Genomic DNA, 24,271 nt, shown 5'->3' with positions numbered 1-24,271 from the left:
CATGGATATTAAACGCACGATCCTGATCGTCGCCCTGGCAATCGTGTCCTACTCTATGGTTCTTAAGTGGAACCAGGATTATGGCCAAGCTGCCCTGCCGACTCAGAATGTTGCTACCAATCAGTCGGCGCCGGCTATTCCGGATACGCCACTGGGTAACAATGCTGCCGCCAGTGCCGATGTACCCAGCGCGAATGCCGATACCAGCACCCCGGTAGAAACCCCGGTCGTCACCAATAAAGACCTCATCCACGTAAAAACGGATGTACTGGACCTGGCTATCGATCCACAAGGTGGTGATATCGCCCAGCTGAAGCTGCCGCTGTATCCACGTCGCCAAGACCATCCTGACGTTCCGTTCCAGCTGTTCGATAACGGCGGCGAACGTGTATATCTGGCACAAAGTGGCCTGACCGGTACTGACGGTCCGGATGCGCGTGCTACCGGTCGTCCGGTTTATTCGACCGAGCAGAAGACTTATCAACTGGCTGATGGCCAGAACCAGTTGAACGTTGACCTGAAATTCAGTCACGACGGCGTCAATTACATCAAGCGTTTCAGCTTTACCCGCGGTTTGTACGATCTGAAAGTTACTTATCTGATCGACAACACCAGCGCCAAGGCCTGGACGGGCAACCTGTTTGCCCAGCTCAAGCGTGACAACAGCGCCGATCCTTCTTCCAGCACCGCTACCGGCACCGCGACTTACCTGGGCGCTGCCCTGTGGACAAGTAACGAGCCGTACAAAAAAGTGTCGATGAAAGATATCGACAAGGGTGCGCTGAAAGAAACCATCCAAGGTGGCTGGGTCGCCTGGCTGCAACACTACTTTGTGACCGCGTGGATCCCGAACAAGGGTGACGCCAACCTGGTTCAAACCCGCAAAGACAGCCAAGGCAACTACATCATTGGCTTTACTGGCCCGACGTTGACCGTCGCTCCAGGTGCCAAGGCTGAAGCCAGCGCTACGTTGTATGCCGGCCCTAAGAGCCAGGCGGTCCTCAAAGAGTTATCCCCAGGTTTGGAACTGACTGTGGATTACGGCATTTTGTGGTTCATTGCCCAGCCGATCTTCTGGCTGCTGCAACATATCCACAGCATCGTTGGTAACTGGGGCTTCTCGATCATCCTGCTGACCATGCTGATCAAGGGGATCTTCTTCCCACTGTCGGCTGCCAGCTACAAGTCGATGGCCCGTATGCGTGCCGTGGCCCCGAAACTGGCCGCGCTGAAAGAACAACATGGTGACGACCGGCAGAAAATGTCGCAGGCCATGATGGAGCTGTACAAGAAAGAGAAGATCAACCCGCTGGGTGGATGCTTGCCGATTCTGGTACAGATGCCGGTATTCCTGTCGCTGTACTGGGTTCTCCTGGAAAGCGTGGAAATGCGCCAGGCACCGTTCATGCTGTGGATAACTGACCTGTCGATCAAAGACCCGTTCTTTATCCTGCCGATCATCATGGGCGCGACCATGTTCATCCAGCAGCGCCTGAACCCGACTCCTCCGGACCCGATGCAGGCCAAAGTAATGAAAATGATGCCAATCATCTTCACCTTCTTCTTCCTGTGGTTCCCGGCTGGTCTGGTGCTGTACTGGGTGGTCAACAACTGCCTGTCGATCTCCCAACAGTGGTACATCACACGTAAAATCGAAGCGGCTACCAAAAAAGCCGAGGCGTAATTTACTCTGTGGATAACACCACTCAAGACGCCCCCTAGTGGGGCGTTTTGCTTTCTGTCACTTTTACCCGGGTACCCGCCATGAGCGCTCCTCGTGAAACCATCGCCGCTGTCGCCACCGCTCAAGGTCGTGGTGGTGTCGGCATCGTTCGTATTTCCGGGCCGCTCGCCGGTGTGGCAGCCCTGGCCATCAGTGGGCGGGAACTGAAGCCCCGGTATGCGCATTACGGGCCTTTTCTCGGCGCCGATGAAGAGGTACTGGACGAAGGTATTGCCCTTTATTTCCCGGGGCCCAACTCATTTACAGGGGAAGATGTCCTTGAGCTGCAAGGCCACGGCGGCCCGATCGTGCTGGATATGCTGCTGCAGCGTTGCCTGCAACTGGGTTGCCGGCTCGCCCGCCCGGGTGAATTCAGCGAACGTGCGTTCCTCAACGACAAGCTCGACCTGGCCCAGGCCGAGGCGATTGCCGACCTGATCGAAGCCAGCTCTGCACAAGCTGCGCGCAATGCGTTGCGCTCGTTGCAGGGGGCGTTTTCCCTGCGTGTGCATAACCTCACCGAGCAGTTGATCAGCTTGCGCATCTACGTGGAGGCCGCGATTGATTTCCCGGAGGAAGAAATCGACTTTCTTGCCGATGGCCATGTACTGGCGATGCTGGATAAAGTCCGCGATGAGTTATCCACAGTACTGCGCGAAGCCGGGCAAGGAGCCTTGCTGCGCGACGGTATGACCGTGGTGATTGCCGGCCGTCCCAACGCCGGCAAGTCGAGCCTGCTCAATGCCCTGGCCGGGCGAGAGGCCGCGATTGTCACCGAGATCGCCGGCACCACGCGGGATATCCTGCGCGAACATATCCACATCGATGGCATGCCACTGCACGTGGTGGACACGGCGGGGCTGCGTGACACCGATGACCAGGTGGAAAAGATCGGCGTAGAACGTGCGTTAAAGGCCATCACCGAAGCCGATCGCGTGCTGCTGGTGGTGGACGCCACCGCGCCAGAGGCCGCAGACCCCTTCGCACTGTGGCCGGAATTCCTCGAACAACGGCCAGACCCGGCCAAAGTCACGCTGATTCGAAACAAGGCCGACCTGACCGGCGAGGCGATTGCGCTGGACGTCAGCGAGGATGGCCATGTGACGATCAGCCTCAGCGCCAAGTCGGCGGGTGATGGCCTGGAGTTATTGCGCGATCACCTGAAGGCCTGCATGGGCTACGAGCAAACCTCGGAAAGCAGCTTCAGTGCTCGCCGCAGGCACCTGGAAGCGTTGCGACACGCTAGCGCAGCCCTCGAGCACGGCCGGGCGCAGTTGACCCTGGCAGGTGCTGGTGAGCTGCTGGCTGAAGATTTGCGCCAGGCTCAACAGTTATTGGGTGAGATTACCGGCGCTTTCAGCTCCGATGATCTGCTGGGAAGGATCTTTTCCAGCTTCTGCATCGGTAAATAACCTTTCGTTTGTCCCCCAGGCAGGCCATTCGCGCCTGCCTGTTCTGCCCGTTTCAGGGCACTCCTTTGTCTTTTCGGAATAACCCGAACTTCGCGACGGCCTTTTTGCGCCTGGGATTTGCCTCAATCGACGCTTTTCTGTGGATTAAGCCCTGTGAATAACCGCCCTTGTGCCCAGTTGATAACAGGGCTTGAAACCTGAGTAAAAACCCCTCTGTGGATAACCACCTGTTTAATCCACAGGCTTAGACCACTTATCCAAGGGCCTTATTGGCACATGACCACAGACTTTTGAATCTCTGTACATACCATAAATAAAGGCCTGTAGAGATCTATCCACAGAAACATGCCTCAGTATAAATAAACATAAAAACAAAGATTTAATAAATTTCTCTCTTTTAATTTCTATTGTTCGTGATTCATCCACAGCTGGTTAAATTTTGTGCAAAGGGTTCTTTAGGAAGGGCGAAGTCCCTATACTTGCCGACTCGTTCGAAAACCTGATCTCGAACGCTCATTCCTAATTACCTACAGAAGCAGGCACGAGGTGCGTGGTGGATTTCCCTTCCCGTTTTGAAGTGATCGTCATCGGCGGCGGTCATGCCGGTACCGAGGCAGCACTGGCGTCAGCACGTATGGGGGCAAAAACCCTGTTGCTGACGCATAACGTGGAAACCCTCGGCGCCATGAGCTGCAACCCCGCAATTGGCGGGATTGGCAAAAGCCACCTGGTCAAGGAAATCGATGCCCTGGGCGGCGCGATGGCCATGGCTACCGATAAGGGTGGTATTCAATTTCGCGTATTGAACAGCCGCAAAGGCCCGGCCGTACGAGCCACCCGTGCTCAAGCCGACCGGATCCTGTACAAGGCCGCTGTCCGCGAAACCCTGGAAAACCAGCCGAACCTGTGGATATTTCAACAGGCCGCCGACGACCTGATCGTTGAACAGGACCAGGTACGTGGTGTTGTCACACAAATGGGCCTGCGGTTCTTCGCAGAATCCGTGGTGTTGACTACCGGTACCTTCCTCGGCGGACTTATCCACATCGGTATGCAGAACTATTCCGGTGGCCGTGCCGGTGACCCGCCGTCAATCGCCCTGGCTCAACGCCTTCGCGAACTGCCACTGCGGGTCGGTCGCCTGAAAACCGGCACACCGCCGCGTATCGATGGCCGTTCGGTGGATTTCTCGGTGATGACCGAGCAAGCCGGCGATACACCGATCCCGGTGATGTCGTTCATGGGCTCCAAGGAACAGCATCCGAAGCAAGTCAGTTGCTGGATTACCCACACCAATGCGCGTACCCACGAAATCATTGCCGCGAACCTCGACCGTTCGCCGATGTATTCCGGGGTGATCGAAGGTATTGGCCCACGCTACTGCCCGTCGATCGAAGACAAGATTCACCGCTTTGCCGACAAGGAAAGCCACCAGGTCTTCATCGAGCCGGAAGGGTTGACCACCCACGAGCTGTACCCGAACGGGATTTCCACTTCCCTGCCGTTTGACGTGCAAATCCAGATCGTGCAGTCGATTCGCGGTATGGAAAACGCACACATCGTCCGCCCTGGTTACGCCATCGAGTACGACTACTTCGACCCGCGTGACTTGAAATACAGCCTTGAAACCAAGGTGATCGGCGGTTTGTTCTTTGCTGGCCAAATCAACGGCACTACCGGCTACGAAGAAGCCGGCGCCCAGGGTTTGCTGGCCGGAGCCAATGCGGCACTGCGTGCACAAGGCAAAGACAGCTGGTGCCCGCGTCGCGATGAGGCCTACATCGGCGTGTTGGTCGACGACCTGATTACCCTCGGTACCCAGGAACCGTACCGGATGTTTACGTCCCGGGCGGAATACCGACTGATCCTGCGGGAAGACAACGCCGACCTGCGCTTGACCGAAAAAGGTCGCGAGCTGGGCTTGGTCGACGATGCACGTTGGGCAGCCTTCTGCAAAAAACGCGAGAGCATCGAGCTGGAAGAGCAACGCCTGAAAAGTACCTGGGTTCGCCCGGGCACCGAGCAAGGTGATGCGATTTCCGAAAAATTCGGCACGCCGCTGACTCACGAATACAACTTGCTGAACCTGCTGTCCCGTCCTGAAATCGACTACGCTGGTCTGATCTCGGTAACCGGCGGCGGTGCAGAAAACCCACAGGTCGCCGAGCAGGTCGAAATCAAGACCAAATACGCCGGTTACATTGATCGCCAGCAGGACGAGATTGCTCGTCTGCGGGCCAGCGAAGACACCAAGCTGCCTGTGGATATCGATTACACAAATATTTCCGGTCTGTCGAAAGAGATTCAAGGCAAGCTGGGGATAACTCGACCAGAGACCCTGGGCCAGGCGTCCCGTATCCCGGGCGTCACGCCGGCAGCCATTTCGCTGTTGATGATTCATTTGAAAAAACGCGGCGCGGGCCGTCAGTTGGAGCAAAGCGCTTGAGTTCGTTGGTCACCTCGCAACACGCCGAAGAGTTATCCACAGGTGCTCGCCAGCTTGGCGTCAACCTGACCGAAGCCCAGCATGAGTTGTTGCTGGGTTATCTGGCCCTGTTGATCAAATGGAACAAGGCTTACAACCTCACTGCGGTACGTGACCCGGACGAAATGGTCTCGCGCCACCTGCTCGACAGCCTCAGCGTGATGCCGTTTATCGAAAACGGCCGCTGGCTCGACGTTGGCAGCGGTGGCGGCATGCCCGGTATCCCGCTGGCGATCCTGTTTCCCGAGTCGCAAGTAACCTGCCTGGACAGCAACGGCAAGAAAACCCGCTTCCTGACCCAGGTCAAACTAGAACTCAAGCTGGATAACCTGCAAGTTATCCACAGTCGCGTCGAAGCCTTCACGCCTGAACAGCCTTTCAACGGAATTGTTTCCCGGGCTTTCAGCAGTATGGAGAACTTCAGCAACTGGACCCGCCACCTTGGCGACCGCGATACCCGTTGGCTGGCAATGAAGGGCGTTCATCCAAGCGACGAGCTGTTAGCATTGCCGGCAGACTTCCACCTCGATAGCGGACACGCCTTGGCCGTACCCGGTTGCCAAGGCCAACGCCATCTGCTGATACTGCGCCGCACGGCATGATTGGGAACACAAGCAAGAATGGCTAAGGTATTCGCGATAGCGAACCAGAAAGGTGGCGTGGGCAAAACCACCACCTGCATCAACCTCGCAGCATCCCTGGTCGCTACCAAGCGTCGGGTGCTGTTGATCGATCTCGATCCACAGGGCAACGCCACCATGGGTAGCGGTGTGGATAAACACGGCCTGGAAAACTCGGTCTACGACTTGCTGATTGGCGAGTGCGACCTGGCGCAGGCCATGCATTACTCCGAGCACGGCGGTTATCAACTGCTGCCGGCCAACCGCGATTTGACCGCGGCAGAAGTGGTGCTGCTGGAAATGCAGATGAAAGAAAGCCGTCTGCGCAGCGCTCTGGCGCCGATCCGCGAGAACTACGACTACATTTTGATCGACTGCCCACCGTCGCTGTCGATGCTGACGTTGAACGCATTGGTTGCAGCCGACGGGGTGATTATCCCCATGCAGTGCGAGTACTTCGCGCTCGAAGGCTTGAGCGACCTTGTGGATAACATCAAGCGTATCGCCGAGTTGCTCAACCCGAACCTGCAAATCGAAGGCCTGCTGCGGACCATGTATGACCCGCGCCTGAGCCTGATGAACGATGTGTCGGCGCAGCTCAAGGAGCACTTCGGCGAGCAGTTGTACGACACCGTGATTCCGCGCAACATCCGCCTGGCTGAAGCGCCAAGCTACGGCATGCCCGCGCTGGCGTACGACAAGTCATCCCGCGGCGCCATTGCCTATCTGGCGCTGGCCGGCGAGATGGTTCGCCGTCAACGCCGCAATTCACGCACCGCTGCAGCCCAGCCAACTTAAGGAATCCCCATGGCCGTCAAGAAACGAGGTCTCGGACGTGGACTGGATGCACTGCTGAGTGGTCCGACTGTCACGACCCTTGAAGAACAAGCGGTGCAGGCCGACGAGCGTGAGCTGCAGCACTTGCCGCTGGACCTGATCCAGCGCGGCAAATACCAGCCGCGCCGGGACATGGACCCGCAGGCGCTGGAAGAACTGGCGAATTCGATCAAGGCTCAGGGCGTGATGCAGCCGATCGTGGTGCGCCCGATTGGTGCCGGCCGCTTTGAAATCATCGCGGGCGAACGCCGCTGGCGCGCCAGCCAGCAGGCCGGCAAGGAAACCATCCCGGCGATGGTGCGCGATGTGCCGGATGAAACCGCCATCGCCATGGCGCTGATCGAGAACATCCAGCGCGAAGACCTCAACCCGATCGAGGAAGCGATCGCTCTGCAGCGTTTGCAGCAGGAATTCAAACTGACTCAGCAGGAAGTCGCGGATGCAGTGGGCAAGTCCCGGGTGACCGTATCCAACCTGCTGCGCCTGATTGCGCTGCCGGAAGTCATCAAAACCATGCTTTCCCATGGCGACCTGGAAATGGGTCATGCCCGTGCTTTGCTCGGTTTGCCGGAAAATCAACAGGTTGAGGGGGCGCGACACGTTGTCGCACGAGGCCTCACCGTTCGTCAGACCGAGGCCCTGGTTCGCCAGTGGCTCAGTGGCAAACCTGCACCGGTCGAAACCGTCAAACCTGATCCGGATATCGCACGCCTGGAGCAGCGCCTGGCCGAACGCCTAGGCTCTGCGGTGCAAATCCGGCATGGTAAGAAAGGCAAAGGGCAATTGGTCATCGGATATAACTCATTGGATGAGCTTCAGGGCGTCCTTGCCCACATCCGCTGAAACAATTGCTTGTGTAGCGCGCAGTCGGAAATCACTACCCGGCAGTTGAATAGGGGCAGAACCGCCCCTATACTCTGCGCGCATTTTGTCGGCACAAATTATGCCAAGTTATTGATTTCCGGCAGCCGACCATTGAGGAGCAAGAGTGATGGAAACCCGCACGCCAAACACGTTGCCGTTCCATCGCTTGGCCGTTTTCCCGGTTTTAATGGCTCAATTTGTCATTTTACTGATCGCCTCGTTGGCGCTTTGGTATTGGCATGGAGTCGTAGCCGGATATTCAGGACTCTGCGGAGGCCTGATAGCCTTGCTGCCCAATATGTATTTTGCTCACAGGGCCTTTCGGTTTTCCGGCGCCCGAGCAGCCCAGGCCATCGTCCGGTCTTTTTATGCCGGCGAGGCGGGGAAACTGATTTTGACGGCAGTGCTGTTTGCACTGACCTTTGCAGGTGTGAAGCCATTGGCGCCGCTGGCTGTATTCGGCGTGTTCGTGTTGACTCAACTGGTCAACTGGTTCGCTCCCCTGCTAATGAAAACAAGACTTTCGAAACCTTAGGGCGTTTGAGGCAACCATGGCAGAAACAACCGCTTCGGGCTATATCCAGCACCACTTGCAGAACCTGACCTTCGGTCAGCTTCCCAACGGCGGCTGGGGCTTTGCCCACTCCGCAGCAGAAGCCAAAGAAATGGGCTTCTGGGCATTCCACCTGGATACTCTGGGCTGGTCTGTCGCATTGGGTCTGATCTTCGTCCTGATTTTCCGCATGGCGGCAAAGAAGGCGACTTCCGGTCAGCCAGGTGCTTTGCAGAACTTCGTTGAAGTATTGGTCGAATTCGTCGATGGCAGCGTGAAAGACAGCTTCCATGGCCGTAGCGCGGTGATTGCACCGTTAGCGCTGACCATCTTCGTCTGGGTGTTCCTGATGAACGCCGTCGACCTGATTCCGGTCGACTGGATTCCTCAGTTGGCCATCCTGATCACCGGCGACCACCACATTCCATTCCGTGCTGTTTCGACCACGGACCCTAACGCCACCCTGGGCATGGCCTTGTCGGTGTTTGCGTTGATCATCTTCTACAGCATCAAGATCAAGGGTATCGGCGGCTTTATCGGCGAACTGACCCTGCACCCGTTCGGCAGCAAGAACATCTTCGTTCAAGCCCTGCTGATCCCGGTGAACTTCCTGCTGGAATTCGTGACCCTGATCGCCAAGCCGATTTCCCTGGCTTTGCGACTGTTCGGCAACATGTATGCCGGCGAGCTGGTGTTCATTCTGATCGCTGTGATGTTCGGCAGTGGTCTGCTCTGGCTTAGCGGCCTGGGCATTGTTCTGCAGTGGGCGTGGGCTGTGTTCCACATCCTGATCATCACCCTGCAGGCGTTTATCTTCATGATGCTGACCATCGTCTACCTGTCGATGGCGCACGAAGAGAACCATTAAGACCAGTCTCGACTAGTCTGATGTCCCTCCCGGTCAAACGGGAGGGTAGCCCTGAAGGGCTATGAAACGATTTGTTTTACCGTTTTAAAATCTAAAAAACCTAAACCATACGACGTAAAAGTCGGGAGGAAAGATGGAAACTGTAGTTGGTCTAACCGCTATCGCTGTTGCACTGTTGATCGGCCTGGGCGCCCTGGGTACTGCCATTGGTTTCGGCCTGCTGGGCGGCAAGTTCCTGGAAGGCGCAGCGCGTCAGCCAGAAATGGTTCCAATGCTGCAAGTTAAAATGTTCATCGTCGCCGGCCTGCTCGACGCCGTGACCATGATCGGTGTTGGTATCGCTCTGTTCTTCACCTTCGCGAACCCCTTCGTTGGTCAACTCGCCGGTTAATCACTCGGTTTTTCGAGTGATTGGTGTGTTGTGCAACGAACGAGCGAGGTATTGGCGTGAACATTAATGCAACCATTATTGGTCAGTCCTTAGCGTTCTTGATTTTTGTAGTTTTCTGCATGAAGTTCGTATGGCCTCCGGTCATCGCGGCTTTGCACGAACGTCAGAAGAAGATCGCAGACGGACTGGACGCTGCCGCACGAGCAGCTCGCGACCTGGAGTTGGCCCAAGATAAAGCGGGTCAACAACTGCGCGAAGCGAAAGCTCAGGCAGCTGAAATCATTGAGCAAGCCAAGAAACGCGGTAACCAGATCGTTGAAGAGGCTGTTGAAAAAGCCCGTATCGACGCTGACCGTGTGAAGGTTCAGGCTCAAGCCGAGATCGAGCAGGAACTGAACGGTGTCAAAGATGCGCTGCGTGCCCAATTGGGTGCTCTGGCCGTCGGCGGTGCTGAGAAGATCCTGGGTGCCACAATCGATCAAAACGCGCACGCGGAGCTGGTTAACAAACTGGCTGCTGAAATTTAAGCGAGGGCGATCATGGCAGAATTGACCACGTTGGCCCGACCTTACGCTAAGGCAGCCTTCGAGCACGCCCAGGCCCACCAGCAGCTGGCCTCTTGGTCAGCCATGCTCGGCCTGGCTGCAGCAGTGTCGCAAGACGACACGATGCAGCGCGTGCTCAAGGCCCCGCGACTGACGAGCGCAGACAAGGCCGCCACGTTTATTGACGTGTGCGGCGACAAGTTTGATGTAAAAGTGCAGAACTTCATCCACGTCGTTGCCGAAAACGACCGTCTCCCGCTTCTGCCGGAGATCGCCGCTCTGTTTGACCTGTACAAGGCCGAACAAGAGAAATCGGTAGATGTTGAAGTGACCAGTGCTTTTGCATTGAACCAAGAACAGCAAGACAAACTCGCCAAGGTTCTCAGTGCACGACTCGACCGGGAAGTGCGCCTGCAAGTTGCGGAGGATGCCACCCTGATTGGTGGTGTCATCATTCGCGCCGGCGACCTGGTTATCGATGGCTCGATTCGCGGCAAACTCGCGAATCTTGCCGAAGCATTGAAATCTTGAGTTTGAAGGGGCAGCAGAGCAATGCAGCAACTCAATCCTTCCGAAATAAGTGAAATTATCAAGGGCCGCATCGACAAGCTCGATGTGACCTCCCAAGCCCGTAACGAAGGCACTGTCGTCAGCGTATCTGACGGCATCGTGCGGATTCACGGTCTGGCCGACGTAATGTACGGCGAGATGATCGAGTTTCCGGGCGGCGTCTACGGTATGGCTCTCAACCTGGAGCAAGACTCTGTAGGTGCCGTTGTATTGGGCTCCTACCAGACTCTGGCCGAAGGCATGAGCGCCAAGTGCACAGGCCGCATCCTGGAGGTTCCGGTTGGTAAGGAACTGCTGGGTCGCGTTGTCGACGCACTGGGTAACCCAGTTGACGGCAAAGGTCCGCTGAACAACACCGAGACCGATGCGGTCGAGAAAGTTGCTCCAGGCGTGATCTGGCGTAAGTCGGTAGACCAGCCTGTACAGACTGGCTACAAGGCTGTCGATGCCATGATTCCTGTCGGCCGTGGCCAGCGTGAGCTGATCATCGGTGACCGTCAGATCGGTAAAACCGCTCTGGCGATCGACGCGATCATCAACCAGAAAGACAGCGGGATTTTCTGCGTCTACGTAGCAATCGGTCAGAAACAATCGACCATCGCCAACGTGGTTCGCAAGCTGGAAGAAAACGGCGCCCTGGCTAACACCATCGTCGTGGCCGCCAGTGCTTCGGAATCCGCTGCACTTCAGTTCCTGGCACCGTACTCCGGTTGCACCATGGGCGAATACTTCCGCGACCGCGGTGAAGACGCGCTGATCGTTTATGACGATCTGTCCAAGCAAGCAGTGGCTTACCGCCAGATTTCCCTGCTGCTGCGCCGTCCACCAGGCCGTGAAGCTTACCCAGGCGACGTGTTCTATCTCCACTCCCGTCTGCTGGAACGCGCATCCCGCGTTTCGGAAGAATACGTAGAGAAGTTCACCAACGGCGCAGTGACCGGCAAAACCGGTTCCCTGACCGCACTGCCGATCATCGAAACCCAGGCTGGCGACGTTTCCGCGTTCGTTCCGACCAACGTGATTTCCATCACTGACGGTCAGATCTTCCTGGAATCGGCCATGTTCAACTCCGGGATCCGTCCTGCAGTGAACGCCGGTGTTTCGGTATCCCGTGTGGGTGGTGCCGCTCAGACCAAGATCATCAAGAAGCTCTCCGGTGGTATCCGTACCGCTCTGGCTCAGTACCGTGAACTGGCGGCATTCGCCCAGTTCGCTTCTGACCTGGACGAAGCGACCCGTAAGCAACTTGAGCATGGTCAGCGCGTTACCGAGCTGATGAAGCAGAAGCAATACGCACCAATGTCGATCGCTGACATGGCGCTGTCGCTGTATGCCGCTGAACGTGGGTTCCTGACCGACGTTGAAATCACCAAGGTCGGCAGCTTTGAACAAGCGCTGATTGCTTACTTCAACCGCGATCACGCCGAATTGATGGCGAAGATCAACGTGAAGGGTGACTTCAATGACGACATCGACGCTGGCATCAAAGCCGGTATCGAGAAGTTCAAGGCCACCCAAACCTGGTAAGCCGCAGCGGGGGCCGCGTGGCTCCCGCTTGCTAACCTGATAGGTGTTACATGGCAGGCGCAAAAGAGATTCGCAGTAAGATTGCGAGCATCAAAAGCACGCAAAAGATCACCAGCGCCATGGAAAAAGTGGCGGTCAGCAAAATGCGCAAGGCACAAATGCGCATGGCTGCTAGCCGTCCCTACGCGGAGCGTATCCGCCAGGTTATTGGTCATCTGGCCAACGCCAACCCGGAATATCGCCACCCGTTCATGCTCGACCGCGAAGTAAAGCGCGTCGGTTATGTCGTGGTGAGCAGTGACCGTGGTTTGTGCGGTGGTTTGAATACCAACCTGTTCAAGGCCCTGGTCAAGGACATGGCGGTAAACCGCGAAAACGGCGTCGAGATCGATCTGTGTGTGGTCGGTAGCAAGGGTGCGGCCTTTTTCCGCAACTTCGGCGGTAACGTCGTTGCAGCTATCAGCCACCTGGGTGAAGAACCGTCGATCAATGATTTGATCGGCAGCGTCAAAGTGATGCTGGATGCATACCTGGAAGGCCGGATTGACCGCCTCTCCGTGGTATCCAACAAGTTCATCAACACCATGACGCAACAGCCTACCGTGGAGCAGTTGATTCCATTGGTGGCCACCCCGGAACAAGAACTCAAGCACCACTGGGACTACCTCTACGAACCAGACGCCAAAGAGCTGCTTGACGGCTTGATGGTGCGCTACGTGGAGTCGCAGGTGTACCAGGCGGTGGTCGAGAACAACGCGGCTGAACAAGCTGCGCGGATGATCGCGATGAAGAACGCTACCGACAACGCCGGTGATTTGATCAGCGATTTGCAGCTGATCTACAACAAGGCGCGTCAGGCTGCGATCACCCAAGAGATCTCGGAAATCGTCGGCGGCGCTGCCGCGGTTTAACGGTTCAAATATTCAGAGGATCCAGCTATGAGTAGCGGACGTATCGTTCAAATCATCGGCGCCGTTATCGACGTGGAATTCCCACGCGACAGCGTACCGAGCATCTACAACGCTTTGAAAGTCAAAAGCGATGCCGGCACCACCCTGGAAGTTCAGCAGCAGCTGGGCGACGGCGTGGTTCGTACCATTGCAATGGGTTCCACCGAGGGCTTGAAGCGCGGTCTGGAAGTCACTGACTCTGGCGCAGCCATCTCCGTACCTGTCGGTAAAGCGACCCTGGGCCGGATCATGGACGTCCTCGGTAACCCGATCGACGAAGCCGGTCCAATTGAAACCGAAGAGCGCTGGGGCATTCACCGTCCTGCGCCTTCCTTCGCGGAACAAGCGGGCGGCAACGACCTGCTGGAAACCGGCATCAAGGTTATCGACCTGGTTTGCCCGTTCGCCAAGGGCGGTAAAGTCGGTCTGTTCGGTGGTGCCGGTGTAGGCAAAACCGTAAACATGATGGAACTGATCCGTAACATCGCCATCGAGCACAGCGGTTATTCCGTGTTCGCCGGTGTGGGTGAGCGTACTCGTGAGGGTAACGACTTCTACCACGAGATGAAGGATTCCAACGTTCTGGACAAAGTGGCACTGGTTTACGGTCAGATGAACGAGCCGCCGGGTAACCGTCTGCGCGTAGCACTGACCGGCCTGACCATGGCCGAGAAGTTCCGTGACGAAGGTAACGACGTTTTGCTGTTCGTCGACAACATCTATCGTTACACCCTGGCCGGTACTGAAGTATCCGCACTGCTGGGCCGTATGCCTTCGGCAGTAGGTTACCAGCCGACCCTGGCCGAAGAGATGGGTACTCTGCAAGAGCGTATCACTTCGACCAAAAACGGTTCGATCACCTCGATCCAAGCGGTATACGTACCTGCGGATGACTTGACTGACCCGTCGCCAGCGACCACGTTCGCCCACTTGGACGCCACCGTCGTACTGTCCCGTGACATCGCCTCCCTGGGTATCTACCCAGCGGTCGATCCACTGGACTCGACTTCGCGCCAGCTGGACCCGAACGTTATCGGCCAGGAACACTACGACACCGCTCGCGGCGTCCAGTACGTTCTGCAGCGTTACAAAGAACTGAAGGACATCATTGCGATCCTGGGTATGGACGAGCTGTCGGAAACCGACAAGCAGTTGGTATCCCGCGCTCGTAAGATCCAGCGCTTCTTGTCGCAGCCGTTCTTCGTGGCTGAAGTCTTCACCGGTGCCTCGGGTAAATACGTTTCCCTGAAAGACACTATTGCTGGCTTCAAAGGCATCCTCAACGGTGACTACGACCACCTGCCAGAACAAGCGTTCTACATGGTCGGCGGCATCGAAGAAGCGATCGAGAAAGCCAAGAAACTGTAATTCCGGCGCCCGGTAACGGGCGCTAATCAGGTTGAGGCAAGCAGATGGCTATGACATTCCATTGCGATATCGTCAGCGCGGAAGGAGAAATCTTCTCCGGTCAGATCGAGAGTGTGATTGCACACGGCGAACTGGGCGACCTGGGTATTAACTTTGGCCACGCGCCATTGATTACATCCTTGAAGCCTGGTCCGATCACTCTGACCAAGCTGGGCGGGGAACGGGAGGTGTTTTACATCTCCGGTGGTTTCCTCGAGGTTCAGCCGAACATGGTCAAGGTACTTGCCGACACCGTGCAACGTGCCGCCGACCTGGATGAAGCCGCAGCTCAGGACGCCGTCAAGGCTGCCGAGAAGGCCCTGAACGAAAAAGGCGCAGATTTCGACTACGGTTCTGCTGCTGCACGTCTGGCCGAGGCCGCAGCCCAGCTGCGCACCGTCCAGCAGATCCGCAAGAAGTTTGGCGGTTAAGCCGTCAAGCCTCATGTGTGATTGATTAAAAAGGGTAGCCTCGGCTACCCTTTTTCTTTTTTTGCAAAACACTTCTTTGGTCTTAAGTCTGACCGCCCAGGATTGGTAGCCATTCATGTCTCTCGAAATCGTAATTCTTGCCGCAGGCCAGGGCACTCGCATGCGTTCAGCCCTGCCCAAGGTGCTGCACCCGGTTGCCGGCAACTCCATGCTTGGCCATGTTATCCACAGCGCCCGGCAACTTGATCCACAGCGCATCCATGTGGTGATCGGCCACGGTGCCGATGTGGTGCGTGAGCGGCTGGCGGCAGATGACTTGAATTTCGTATTGCAGGACAAGCAATTGGGCACCGGCCATGCCACCGCGCAAGCCGTACCGTTTATCACGGCCGACACGGTACTGATCCTCTACGGTGACGTGCCGCTGATCGAAGTGGAAACCTTGCAGCGCCTGCTCAAACACGTAGTGCCAGGCCAGATGGGCCTGCTCACCGTCGAGCTGGACGACCCGACCGGCTACGGCCGTATCGTGCGCAACGCTGACGGCAAGGTCGCCGCCATCGTCGAGCATAAAGACGCCAGCGAAGCCCAGCGTGCCATCACCGAAGGCAACACCGGGATCCTTGCCGTGCCGGCCGATCGCCTGGCTGACTGGATGAGCCGCCTGTCCAACAACAATGCCCAGGGCGAGTACTACCTGACCGACGTCATCGAGATGGCCGTCAGTGATGGCCTGGTGGTTGCCACCGAGCAGCCCCACGACCCAATGGAAGTGCAGGGCGCCAACGACCGCAAACAACTGGCGGAACTGGAGCGCCACTACCAATTGCGTGAAGGCCGCCGCCTGATGGCACTGGGCGTGACCTTGCGCGATCCGGCACGGTTCGATGTGCGGGGTGATGTGACCGTGGGCCGCGACGTGCTGATCGATATCAATGTGATCCTCGAAGGCCGCGTGGTCATTGAAGACAACGTGGTGATCGGCCCGAACTGCGTGATCAAGGACAGCACTTTGCGCGAAGGGGTAGTGATCAAGGCCAACAGCCATATCGATGGCGCGGTGATGGGCGAGGGCAGTGATGCTGGCCCATTCGCGCGTTTGCGCCCGGGCAGCGTGCTGGGAGCCAGGGCCCATGTGGGTAACTTTGTAGAACTGAAAAACGCACAGATGGGCGATGACGCCAAGGCCGGGCACCTGGCCTACCTCGGTGATGCAGTGATTGGTGCGCGCAGCAATATCGGCGCTGGCGCTATTACCTGTAACTACGATGGCGCCAACAAGTACCAGACGACCATTGGCGAAGACGTGTTTATCGGCTCCAACAATTCGTTGATTGCCCCCGTAAACATTGGTGATGGTTCAAACACAGCGGCAGGCTCCACCATCAACCAGGATGTGGATAAGTCCCAACTGGCAGTGGCCCGCGCCCGCCAGCGCAACATCGACGGCTGGAAGCGCCCGGTAAAAATCAAAAAGACCTGAGTTATCCACAGCCCTGCCAGCATCACGTTCCTCTGTGGGAGCTGGCTTGCCTGCGATGAGGCCCTTTCAGTCGATACTCTAATTGACTGAAACACCGCCATCGCAGGCAAGCCAGCTCCCACACGGGTTCAACGGCGCTCAAAAGATTCATCCTCCTGCTTGACGAACTTTCGCTAATAGGTTTTGATTGCCTTCGTTATCTTTCGAAACGAAACTTACTATCACCATGTCGAAACGAAATACACCCCAACGTCGCCACAACATCCTTGCCATGCTCACCGAGCAAGGTGAGGTCAGCGTGGACGAACTGGCCAAGCGTTTCGAAACCTCGGAAGTGACCATCCGCAAGGACCTGGCCGCCCTCGAAAGTAACGGCCTGTTGCTGCGTCGCTACGGCGGCGCCATCACCATGCCCCAGGAACTGGTCGGCGACCCGGCCCAGCCCATTTCGGCCTACAAGCGCGCCATCGCCCGTGCGGCCGTAAGGCGCTTGCGGGAACACGCTCGCATCATCATCGACAGCGGCAGCACCACCGCCGCCATGATCCCCGAGCTGGGCCACCAGCCCGGCCTGGTGGTGATGACCAACTCCCTGCACGTGGCCAGCGCCCTGAGTGACCTGGAACACGAGCCGGTGCTGTTGATGACCGGCGGCACCTGGGACCCGCATTCGGACTCCTTCCAGGGCCAGGTCGCCGAGCAAGTACTGCGTTCCTACGATTTTGACCAACTCTTCATCGGTGCCGATGGCATTGACCTGGAGCGCGGCACCACCACCTTCAACGAACTGCTGGGTTTGAGCCGCGTCATGGCCGAGGTCGCCCGTGAAGTGGTGGTGATGGTCGAGTCCGACAAGATTGGCCGCAAGATCCCCAACCTGGAACTGCCCTGGAGCAGCGTCCATACCCTTATTACCGATGATCGCCTGCCGCCTGAGGCCCGCGACCAGATTCAAGCCCGCGGCATCACGCTGATTTGCGCGGCAGTCATCTAGGAGAAAAACCATGTGTGGAATTGTTGGCGCAGTCGCTGAACGAAACGTCACCGCCATTTTGCTCGAAGGCCTCAAACGCCTGGAATACCGCGGCTATGACAGCGCCGGTGTGGCGATTTTTACCAATGCTGGCAAGCTGGAGCGCATGCGTCGCCCAGGCAAGGTCAGCGAACTGGAACAAGCACTGGCCGGTGAGCCGCTGGTGGGCCGTCTGGGCATCGCCCACACCCGCTGGGCCACTCACGGTGCACCGTGTGAACGCAACGCTCACCCGCATTTCTCCGGTGACCTGGCTGTTGTGCACAATGGCATCATCGAAAACCACGAAGTGCTGCGCGAGCAACTCAAAGGCCTGGGGTATGTCTTCACCTCGGACACCGACACCGAAGTCATCGCCCACCTGCTGAACCACAAGCTCAAGGACCTCGGCGACCTGACCATCGCCCTCAAGGCGACCGTCAAGGAACTGCACGGCGCCTATGGTCTGGCCGTGATCAGCGCCAGCCAGCCCGACCGCCTGGTCGCCGCCCGCAGTGGCAGCCCACTGGTGATCGGCCTGGGCCTGGGCGAGAACTTCCTCGCCTCCGACCAACTGGCCCTGCGCCAGGTCACCGACCGCTTCATGTACCTGGAAGAAGGCGATATTGCCGAAATCCGCCGTGAAAGCGTGTCCATCTGGGACGTCAACGGCCAGCCCGTTGAACGTGAAGCCGTGCAGTACCGCGACGGTGCCGAAGCCGCTGACAAGGGCGAGTACCGCCACTTCATGCTAAAGGAAATCCACGAGCAACCGGCCGTGGTGCAACGCACCCTGGAAGGTCGTCTGAGCCAGAACCAGGTCTTGGTGCAAGCCTTCGGCCCGCAAGCCGCCGAGCTGTTCGCCAAAGTGCGCAACGTGCAAATCGTCGCCTGCGGCACCAGCTACCACGCCGGCATGGTTGCCCGTTACTGGCTGGAAGAACTGGCCGGCATCCCGTGCCAGGTCGAAGTCGCCAGCGAGTTCCGCTACCGCAAGGTGGTGGTGCAGCCTGATACCCTGTTTGTGACCATCTCCCAGTCCGGCGAAACCGCCGACACCCTGGCCGCCCTGCGCAATGCCAAGGAACTGGGCTTCCTCGGCAGCCTGGCGATCTGCAACGTCGGCATCAGCTCCCTGGTGCGCGAGTCAGACCTGACCCTGCTGACCCAGGCCGGTCGCGAAATCGGCGTGGCGTCTACCAAAGCCTTCACTACCCAGCTGGTGGGCCTGCTGCTGCTGACCCTGTCCCTGGGCCAGGTGCGCGGCACGCTGGGCGAAGGTGTCGAGGCGCACCTGGTCGAAGAACTGCGCCGCCTGCCGGCCCGTCTGGGTGAAGCACTGGCTATGGACAGCACCGTGGAAAAAGTCGCCGAACTGTTTGCCGACAAACACCACACCCTGTTCCTCGGCCGTGGCGCGCAATACCCGGTGGCGATGGAAGGATCGCTCAAGCTCAAGGAAATCTCCTACATCCACGCCGAAGCCTACCCGGCCGGTGAGCTCAAGCACGGCCCGTTGGCGCTGGTGGATGACGACATGCCAGTGGTGACCGTAGCGCCGAACAACGAACTGCTGGAGAAGCTCAAGTCCAACCTGCAGGAAGTGCGCGCGCGTGGCGGCCAACTGATCGTGTTCGCGGATGAGAAGGCTGGCATGACCAATGGCGAGGGCACCCACGTCATTAACATGCCGCACATCCACGACACCCTGTCGCCGATCCTCTACACCATCCCGCTGCAACTGCTGTCGTACTACGTCGCCGTGCTGAAGGGCACCGACGTTGACCAGCCGCGTAACCTGGCGAAGTCGGTGACGGTGGAGTAAGCCTCACCAGTACCACCAAAACCCTGTGGTTTTTAACAATAAAGATTGACACAAAACAATAAAGTTTGACACTGGCGAACATAGATTGACACAAGGCTCAAACCCCCGTATCTACGGGGGTTTTCCTTTCCAGGCTTTCCCTTTGGTCTGGAATCATCGCTTCAACTTTCAGCGGGTGTAGTCTAGAAAACGTTTTGTATACGGCCGCTTTGCCGGTCGTGTCCTTCTACGACTTTTTCTCGGCGCGAGGTGAAGCGGTCCGCATCGACTGAGGAGGCGTGGGTTGCGAGGTCGTAAGTTTGCATCACAGCAGGACATTGAACGGCACATTGCAAATGGATTTGGCGAAGGCGCCGGGGCAAGCTACGTGCCTTGGCTGCGGGTACAAGATGTCCCGTCGATAGGTCGTTCGCACAAGATTCAAGGCGTGAAGATCGAGAGGATTCATCACCTCCTGTCAGATCTCGAGCGTTCGTACTTCCTTGTGTGTGAATTTTCTGAAGACGTCGTGGATATACGGGAGCAATACCCTTTACTACCCACAGAGCGTGCGCAAGCGATAGCGTCGGCGATCGATGTACGCTATCCAAGATACCCTAGAACAACACTGCCTTATGTGATGACAACAGACTTCCTGTTAACTGTTAAGGACCCGAGCGGAAACTTCAAATCGGTAGCTAGGACGGTGAAGTATCGTTCCGATTTAATTGGCAATGGAAGTAAAAGAACGCTTGAAAAACTTGAAATTGAAAAGCGTTTTTGGGAAAGCCAAGGTGTTGATTGGAAAATCGTAACAGACGAGTTTTTTACACGAGATTTGATTAAAAATCTTGGACTAATCAGGAGGTACTCGAAGCTCTCTCGTGATTTAATGAAAGCGCCGTTGCATTCGAGTTTTATCGAGTGCCTTGTAAACAGCCGGGAATATTCGTGGACCTTGGCCACCTGTCTAAGAAAAATAGCATCACTTCTGTCCATTTCCTATATAGACGCTCAAGCAATTTTCTTTCATCTGGTTTGGAACAAGATACTGAAAATCGATTTGGTTAACACTCCTCTCCACCTTACTGGTCTAGTTCCTGGCTTCGAAGTTTCACCGGGCCCTGTCCAAGTATCGTTGAAGGAGAAATTATCATGACTGTTCTCGTTAATGACGTTTTCGAGCCTGTAACCGATCTGTCGGTCATTGCTACGATAGCCAGGCTCCTTTACCAGGATGAAACGCATGACTTAGCAGTTTTGATGGATCTAGCTGACCCACCCCGGCAGCCGTACGCGGTTGGTCTGGATGAGCTGCGTCGCTCGATAGCGTCTGGTCACACCAAACCAGCAGCCATCACCACGCCCGAGTTTATGCTTGTGCTTGAGGAACAGTTGGATGAGAGAGCCAAGCAAGGCCGGGACGAAAAGTGGGCCGTCATCGCCCCTCTATTAGATCCTGAATACCCGGGACAAATATTTGTACGAGGTGAGTTAGGCCGGCTTGTTAGCAGACGGGCGTCAGAGCTCGGAATCCAGCGGAAAACGATCTATCGGCTTCTTTACCGATATTGGTTTTATGGTCAAGTTCGCAACTCATTGCTTAATAATTATACGGCGGTAGGTGTTGCCGATAGAAAATATGATCCGAGCAGGCCACCAGGGCGAAAGCCTAAATTTCAAGGCGTTCTTACTTCGCCTTCCAAGATGCTCAGTGCAGTTGATAAACGATGCATCCGTGTTGGATATGCTCTTTATGTAAGAGATAAGAAATCATCTATTTCGAGCGCATATGACGAAATGTTGAGACGATTCTACTCTGTTCGAGACATCTCTAAAAACAGTGAAGAAGAGCTTCGTTTGTTGCCTGGTTCAGAACTCCCCAGCTTGAGGCAGTTCCAATATTGGGGACAGATTTTTTTCGACGAGATTGAAACCGAGCGTGGCCGTAAAGGGTTGAGGAGGTGGTTAAAGGATTGCCGTCCGCTTTCAGGTACCGTTCGAGATTGGCTGCGTGGACCCTGTCATCAGTTCGAAATCGACGCAACGATTGCCGATATTTATTTGGTCAACAGCTACTCTAGACGGATGCTCATTGGTCGGCCCGTTGTTTATATCGTAGTGGATAGTTTCTCCGGAATAATTGCTGGTCTCTATGTAGGATTGGAGGGCCCTAGTTGGAATGGGGCGAGACAAGCGCTGTTCAACGCGTTTACCTCCAAAGTCGAGTTCTGCGCTCAGAACGGCGTTGACATCAATGCAGATGATTGGAATTGTCACCACCTGCCCCACCAGATTTACGCCGACCGGGGAGAGATGCTGTCACTCGCAGCAGAGGGGTTATCCTCAGGGTTGGGAATTGAGATGGGCACTGCCCCACCTTATCGGCCTGATTGGAAGCCTATGGTAGAAAGTCGGTTTGGCATTTTGAATGATTTGACGGGTATCAGGTGGCTACCTGGCGGGGTAGCTGCGCGGGACAAAGAGCGCGGCGAGCGAGATTACCGGCTCGATGCCACGCTGAACCTCAAAGAGTTCACCCAAATCCTCATCAATTGCGTGCTCCACTATAACCGTCACCATCGACAGCCTGACCGACTGACTCAAGCGATGATGAATGACGGCGTAGAACCTACGCCTAACGGTATATGGAATTGGGCCTGCGACAACGACCTGATCGAATCCAACAAACGTCCCGACGAGCTGGTTTATCTCCACCTTTTACCGCGTGAGCGCGCGACCGTTCAAAAGGGCGGAGTGATGTTTCGCGGCATGCACTACGTGTGTGATATGGCCATAGAGAAAGATTGGTTTGCCAAGGCTCGCAAAGGGGGCGTTTGGTCAATAGAGTGTTGGTTCGATCCGAACTCTGCGGCACACATTTGGATTCAAGGAGAGGCCAAGCAGTTTATCCGTTGTGATCTTCGACGATCGGATGCCGGTTACGCGAATTATCGCTCGGACGAGATTTTTGATCTGCTCGAAGCCTATCGCCAAAAACCGCCTACTCGCCGTCGAGCTGAGCTGGAAAGCCGTGTGCAGCTTAGCGATCAGGTCCACCAGATCATCAGTCACGCGCTCGCAGAACGAAAACAGGAACCTGCTCCGCCTACTAAGGCAGAGGCCACTGGAAACATCCGCGAGAACCGCGCAGAAGAACGTCTCCGCGAGCGTGAAAATGCGGTTGTTCCTGAAGGCGTCAGGGTGGAGCCAGCTTCACTTCAATCTGAAACGACACAGAAAGCGCATGATTCATATGCCGGTGAGCGCACCGCTCAGGTTATCGATTTGCTCAAAAGAATTCGGCCAGGACAGGCAAAATGAAAGGTGCACAGACGTTTGCCAATTACGTCAGACAGGACATTAGTGAGTATGCGGGTAACCCGCTTATCGAAGCTTTGCCTCCGATATTGTCGGAGGCGGCGGCTGTTGAACTGATTTCGAACTTTCCTCAGCCGGTGGATCCGAAAGAGCTGACGCTCGAAGGAGCCACTCGAATTCACTGTATCGACAGGCTGAGAACCGTCGTACAGCCGTTCTTGCTACATCTGGAACTGGAGGCCCTGTTCTCACTGCTCATCCGTCGAGGGTATGTCGGGCGTAACCCGATGTCGCCCGCTACCGTCCGGCATTTGCATTCTTTATCGGGAGCTCAGCGTTACCACGATGCGTTCAAGTCCACTGCAGAAACGTTTACGGTCGTCGGCCTGAGCGGCATTGGCAAGTCAACGGCACTCCACGCCATCTTGAGCCTTTATCCACAGACAATCCGTCATGAGCGCTATGAGGGAAAGCAGTTTGTTCATACCCAAATCACATGGCTGAAGCTTGACTGCCCTCGGGATGGATCGCTGGCTGGATTTTGCCAGCAGTTTTTTTATGCGGTTGGAGACGCTCTAGGAGACAAGGACTACCACAAGCGCTACCGGCATCGAAACATCAATGATGCGCTGCAACAGATGGAGCAGGTGGCCAGCACGTTTTTCATCGGCGCCTTGTTGATCGACGAGCTGCAAAACCTCCACCTGGCGAAAACCGGTGGTAAGGAGAGCATGCTGAATTTTTTCCTGCACTTGGTAAACAACATCGGTATCCCGGTGGTTTTCAGTGGCACGAACTCGACGATTAGCCTGTTCTCAGAAGCCATGCGGACTGCCCGCCGAGTTTGTGGTGCTGGTACGCTCGAATTCAAACGATTCGAAAAGGATGATGAGGAGTGGCGGTTGTTGGTCGAAAATCTCTGGAGCTATCAGTGGTGCAAACAGACGGCTGAGCTGACCGACGAGATTTTTGACACGCTGTATGAGCACACTCAAGGCGTCACGGATTTCCTGGTCAAGCTGCTGGTATTGAGTCAGCGTTATGCGGTCCAGAGTGGCTCGGAGTGTTTGACTGCCGAGATCCTGGTGAAGGTAAGCAACTCAAAAATGCAGATTCTAAAGCCAGCCCTTTCAGCTCTGCGTAGCCGTGATCCGAAGCGGATGCGACAGTTTGACGATTTGCTGCCGATTGAGGATCAGCTGAGCGAAATGATGGTTTTCGATGGATTGGCACGAGAGGATCGCCTCACCTTGCTTCGAAGCGTTGTATCCCGTGAGAAGCCGGTAGACCCATCTCCGACCATTTTTGCGAAAGATCACCCATCGCCGATTGCTACTGCTGTGGAAAACTCAGAGGCTAAAGCGCTTAGCGAACATGACGCTCCCCTCGACGCTCTGCGCGCTGCGGGCTGGCTCAACGAGGACCTGTTTGAGTTCTCACCGATGTATCACAAAGCGTGAGTCGGAGG

General features: G+C 56.4%; 21 protein-coding genes. All 21 read left to right on the top strand.

The window, feature by feature from the left end; all coding sequences use genetic code 11:
- Nucleotide 1: 1 nt before the first annotated feature.
- The 21 genes from yidC (at nt 2) to RGV33_RS32565 (ending at nt 24,263) form a co-directional block, all read left to right on the top strand.
- Nucleotides 2–1,684 (top strand): membrane protein insertase YidC, encoded by a 1,683-nt coding sequence (gene yidC / locus RGV33_RS32665; RefSeq protein WP_322148567.1) that lies wholly within the window; start codon nt 2–4, stop codon nt 1,682–1,684.
- An 80-nt stretch (nt 1,685–1,764) separates the two neighbouring features.
- Nucleotides 1,765–3,135, top strand: coding sequence for a tRNA uridine-5-carboxymethylaminomethyl(34) synthesis GTPase MnmE (mnmE, locus tag RGV33_RS32660; protein WP_322148566.1), 1,371 nt, complete (start codon nt 1,765–1,767; stop codon nt 3,133–3,135).
- A 553-nt stretch (nt 3,136–3,688) separates the two neighbouring features.
- Nucleotides 3,689–5,581: a tRNA uridine-5-carboxymethylaminomethyl(34) synthesis enzyme MnmG gene (gene mnmG / locus RGV33_RS32655; RefSeq protein ID WP_322148565.1), complete on the top strand. Its 1,893-nt coding sequence runs from the start codon at nt 3,689–3,691 to the stop codon at nt 5,579–5,581.
- Entirely contained in the window at nt 5,578–6,222 is a 645-nt protein-coding gene (gene rsmG / locus RGV33_RS32650; RefSeq protein WP_322148564.1) for a 16S rRNA (guanine(527)-N(7))-methyltransferase RsmG, read from the top strand. The genes mnmG and rsmG overlap by 4 nt, the downstream gene beginning before the upstream one ends.
- A gap of 18 nt (nt 6,223–6,240) precedes the next feature.
- Complete coding sequence (locus tag RGV33_RS32645; protein WP_071485337.1) at nt 6,241–7,038, top strand: ParA family protein; 798 nt, start codon at nt 6,241–6,243, stop codon at nt 7,036–7,038.
- Nucleotides 7,039–7,047: 9 nt separating this feature from the next.
- On the top strand, nt 7,048–7,920 hold the full coding sequence (locus tag RGV33_RS32640) for a ParB/RepB/Spo0J family partition protein (protein ID WP_322148563.1): 873 nt from the start codon (nt 7,048–7,050) through the stop codon (nt 7,918–7,920).
- A gap of 148 nt (nt 7,921–8,068) precedes the next feature.
- Nucleotides 8,069–8,476: a F0F1 ATP synthase subunit I gene (locus tag RGV33_RS32635; protein WP_322148561.1), complete on the top strand. Its 408-nt coding sequence runs from the start codon at nt 8,069–8,071 to the stop codon at nt 8,474–8,476.
- A 16-nt stretch (nt 8,477–8,492) separates the two neighbouring features.
- On the top strand, nt 8,493–9,362 hold the full coding sequence (gene atpB / locus RGV33_RS32630; protein WP_322148560.1) for a F0F1 ATP synthase subunit A: 870 nt from the start codon (nt 8,493–8,495) through the stop codon (nt 9,360–9,362).
- 133 nt (nt 9,363–9,495) lie between these two features.
- Nucleotides 9,496–9,753 carry a F0F1 ATP synthase subunit C gene (gene atpE / locus RGV33_RS32625; protein WP_002555987.1) on the top strand — a complete coding sequence of 86 codons (258 nt, stop codon included), beginning with the start codon at nt 9,496–9,498 and terminating at the stop codon, nt 9,751–9,753.
- A 56-nt stretch (nt 9,754–9,809) separates the two neighbouring features.
- Entirely contained in the window at nt 9,810–10,280 is a 471-nt protein-coding gene (locus RGV33_RS32620) for a F0F1 ATP synthase subunit B (RefSeq protein ID WP_008439543.1), read from the top strand.
- Between the two features lie 12 nt (nt 10,281–10,292).
- Complete coding sequence (locus tag RGV33_RS32615; protein ID WP_003213551.1) at nt 10,293–10,829, top strand: F0F1 ATP synthase subunit delta; 537 nt, start codon at nt 10,293–10,295, stop codon at nt 10,827–10,829.
- Between the two features lie 21 nt (nt 10,830–10,850).
- A complete protein-coding gene (atpA, locus tag RGV33_RS32610; RefSeq protein ID WP_003213549.1) occupies nt 10,851–12,395 on the top strand; it encodes a F0F1 ATP synthase subunit alpha in 1,545 nt (514 codons plus the stop codon).
- A 50-nt stretch (nt 12,396–12,445) separates the two neighbouring features.
- Nucleotides 12,446–13,306, top strand: coding sequence for a F0F1 ATP synthase subunit gamma (gene atpG, locus RGV33_RS32605; RefSeq protein WP_076013260.1), 861 nt, complete (start codon nt 12,446–12,448; stop codon nt 13,304–13,306).
- Between the two features lie 27 nt (nt 13,307–13,333).
- Nucleotides 13,334–14,713, top strand: a complete 1,380-nt coding sequence (gene atpD, locus RGV33_RS32600) for a F0F1 ATP synthase subunit beta (RefSeq protein WP_076013259.1) — start codon at nt 13,334–13,336, stop codon at nt 14,711–14,713.
- 44 nt (nt 14,714–14,757) lie between these two features.
- Nucleotides 14,758–15,183: a F0F1 ATP synthase subunit epsilon gene (locus RGV33_RS32595; RefSeq protein WP_322148537.1), complete on the top strand. Its 426-nt coding sequence runs from the start codon at nt 14,758–14,760 to the stop codon at nt 15,181–15,183.
- A gap of 115 nt (nt 15,184–15,298) precedes the next feature.
- Nucleotides 15,299–16,666, top strand: a complete 1,368-nt coding sequence (glmU, locus tag RGV33_RS32590; RefSeq protein ID WP_322148536.1) for a bifunctional UDP-N-acetylglucosamine diphosphorylase/glucosamine-1-phosphate N-acetyltransferase GlmU — start codon at nt 15,299–15,301, stop codon at nt 16,664–16,666.
- A 226-nt stretch (nt 16,667–16,892) separates the two neighbouring features.
- Nucleotides 16,893–17,660 carry a DeoR/GlpR family DNA-binding transcription regulator gene (locus RGV33_RS32585; RefSeq protein ID WP_322148535.1) on the top strand — a complete coding sequence of 256 codons (768 nt, stop codon included), beginning with the start codon at nt 16,893–16,895 and terminating at the stop codon, nt 17,658–17,660.
- Between the two features lie 10 nt (nt 17,661–17,670).
- A complete protein-coding gene (glmS, locus tag RGV33_RS32580; protein ID WP_322148534.1) occupies nt 17,671–19,503 on the top strand; it encodes a glutamine--fructose-6-phosphate transaminase (isomerizing) in 1,833 nt (610 codons plus the stop codon).
- Nucleotides 19,504–19,786: 283 nt separating this feature from the next.
- Entirely contained in the window at nt 19,787–20,641 is an 855-nt protein-coding gene (locus tag RGV33_RS32575) for a TnsA endonuclease N-terminal domain-containing protein (RefSeq protein ID WP_045061250.1), read from the top strand.
- Nucleotides 20,638–22,806 (top strand): Mu transposase C-terminal domain-containing protein, encoded by a 2,169-nt coding sequence (locus tag RGV33_RS32570; RefSeq protein WP_045061251.1) that lies wholly within the window; start codon nt 20,638–20,640, stop codon nt 22,804–22,806. Before RGV33_RS32575 ends, RGV33_RS32570 begins: the two co-directional genes overlap by 4 nt.
- Nucleotides 22,803–24,263, top strand: a complete 1,461-nt coding sequence (locus RGV33_RS32565) for an ATP-binding protein (RefSeq protein WP_019816907.1) — start codon at nt 22,803–22,805, stop codon at nt 24,261–24,263. Before RGV33_RS32570 ends, RGV33_RS32565 begins: the two co-directional genes overlap by 4 nt.
- The last annotated feature ends 8 nt before the right edge of the window (nt 24,264–24,271 follow it).

It is taken from the genome of Pseudomonas sp. Bout1 (genome assembly GCF_034314165.1).
In the GTDB taxonomy this organism is placed as follows: domain Bacteria; phylum Pseudomonadota; class Gammaproteobacteria; order Pseudomonadales; family Pseudomonadaceae; genus Aquipseudomonas.
The sequence above is the reverse complement of the archived record's forward strand: the minus strand, read 5'-3'. Positions and strand labels throughout refer to the sequence as shown.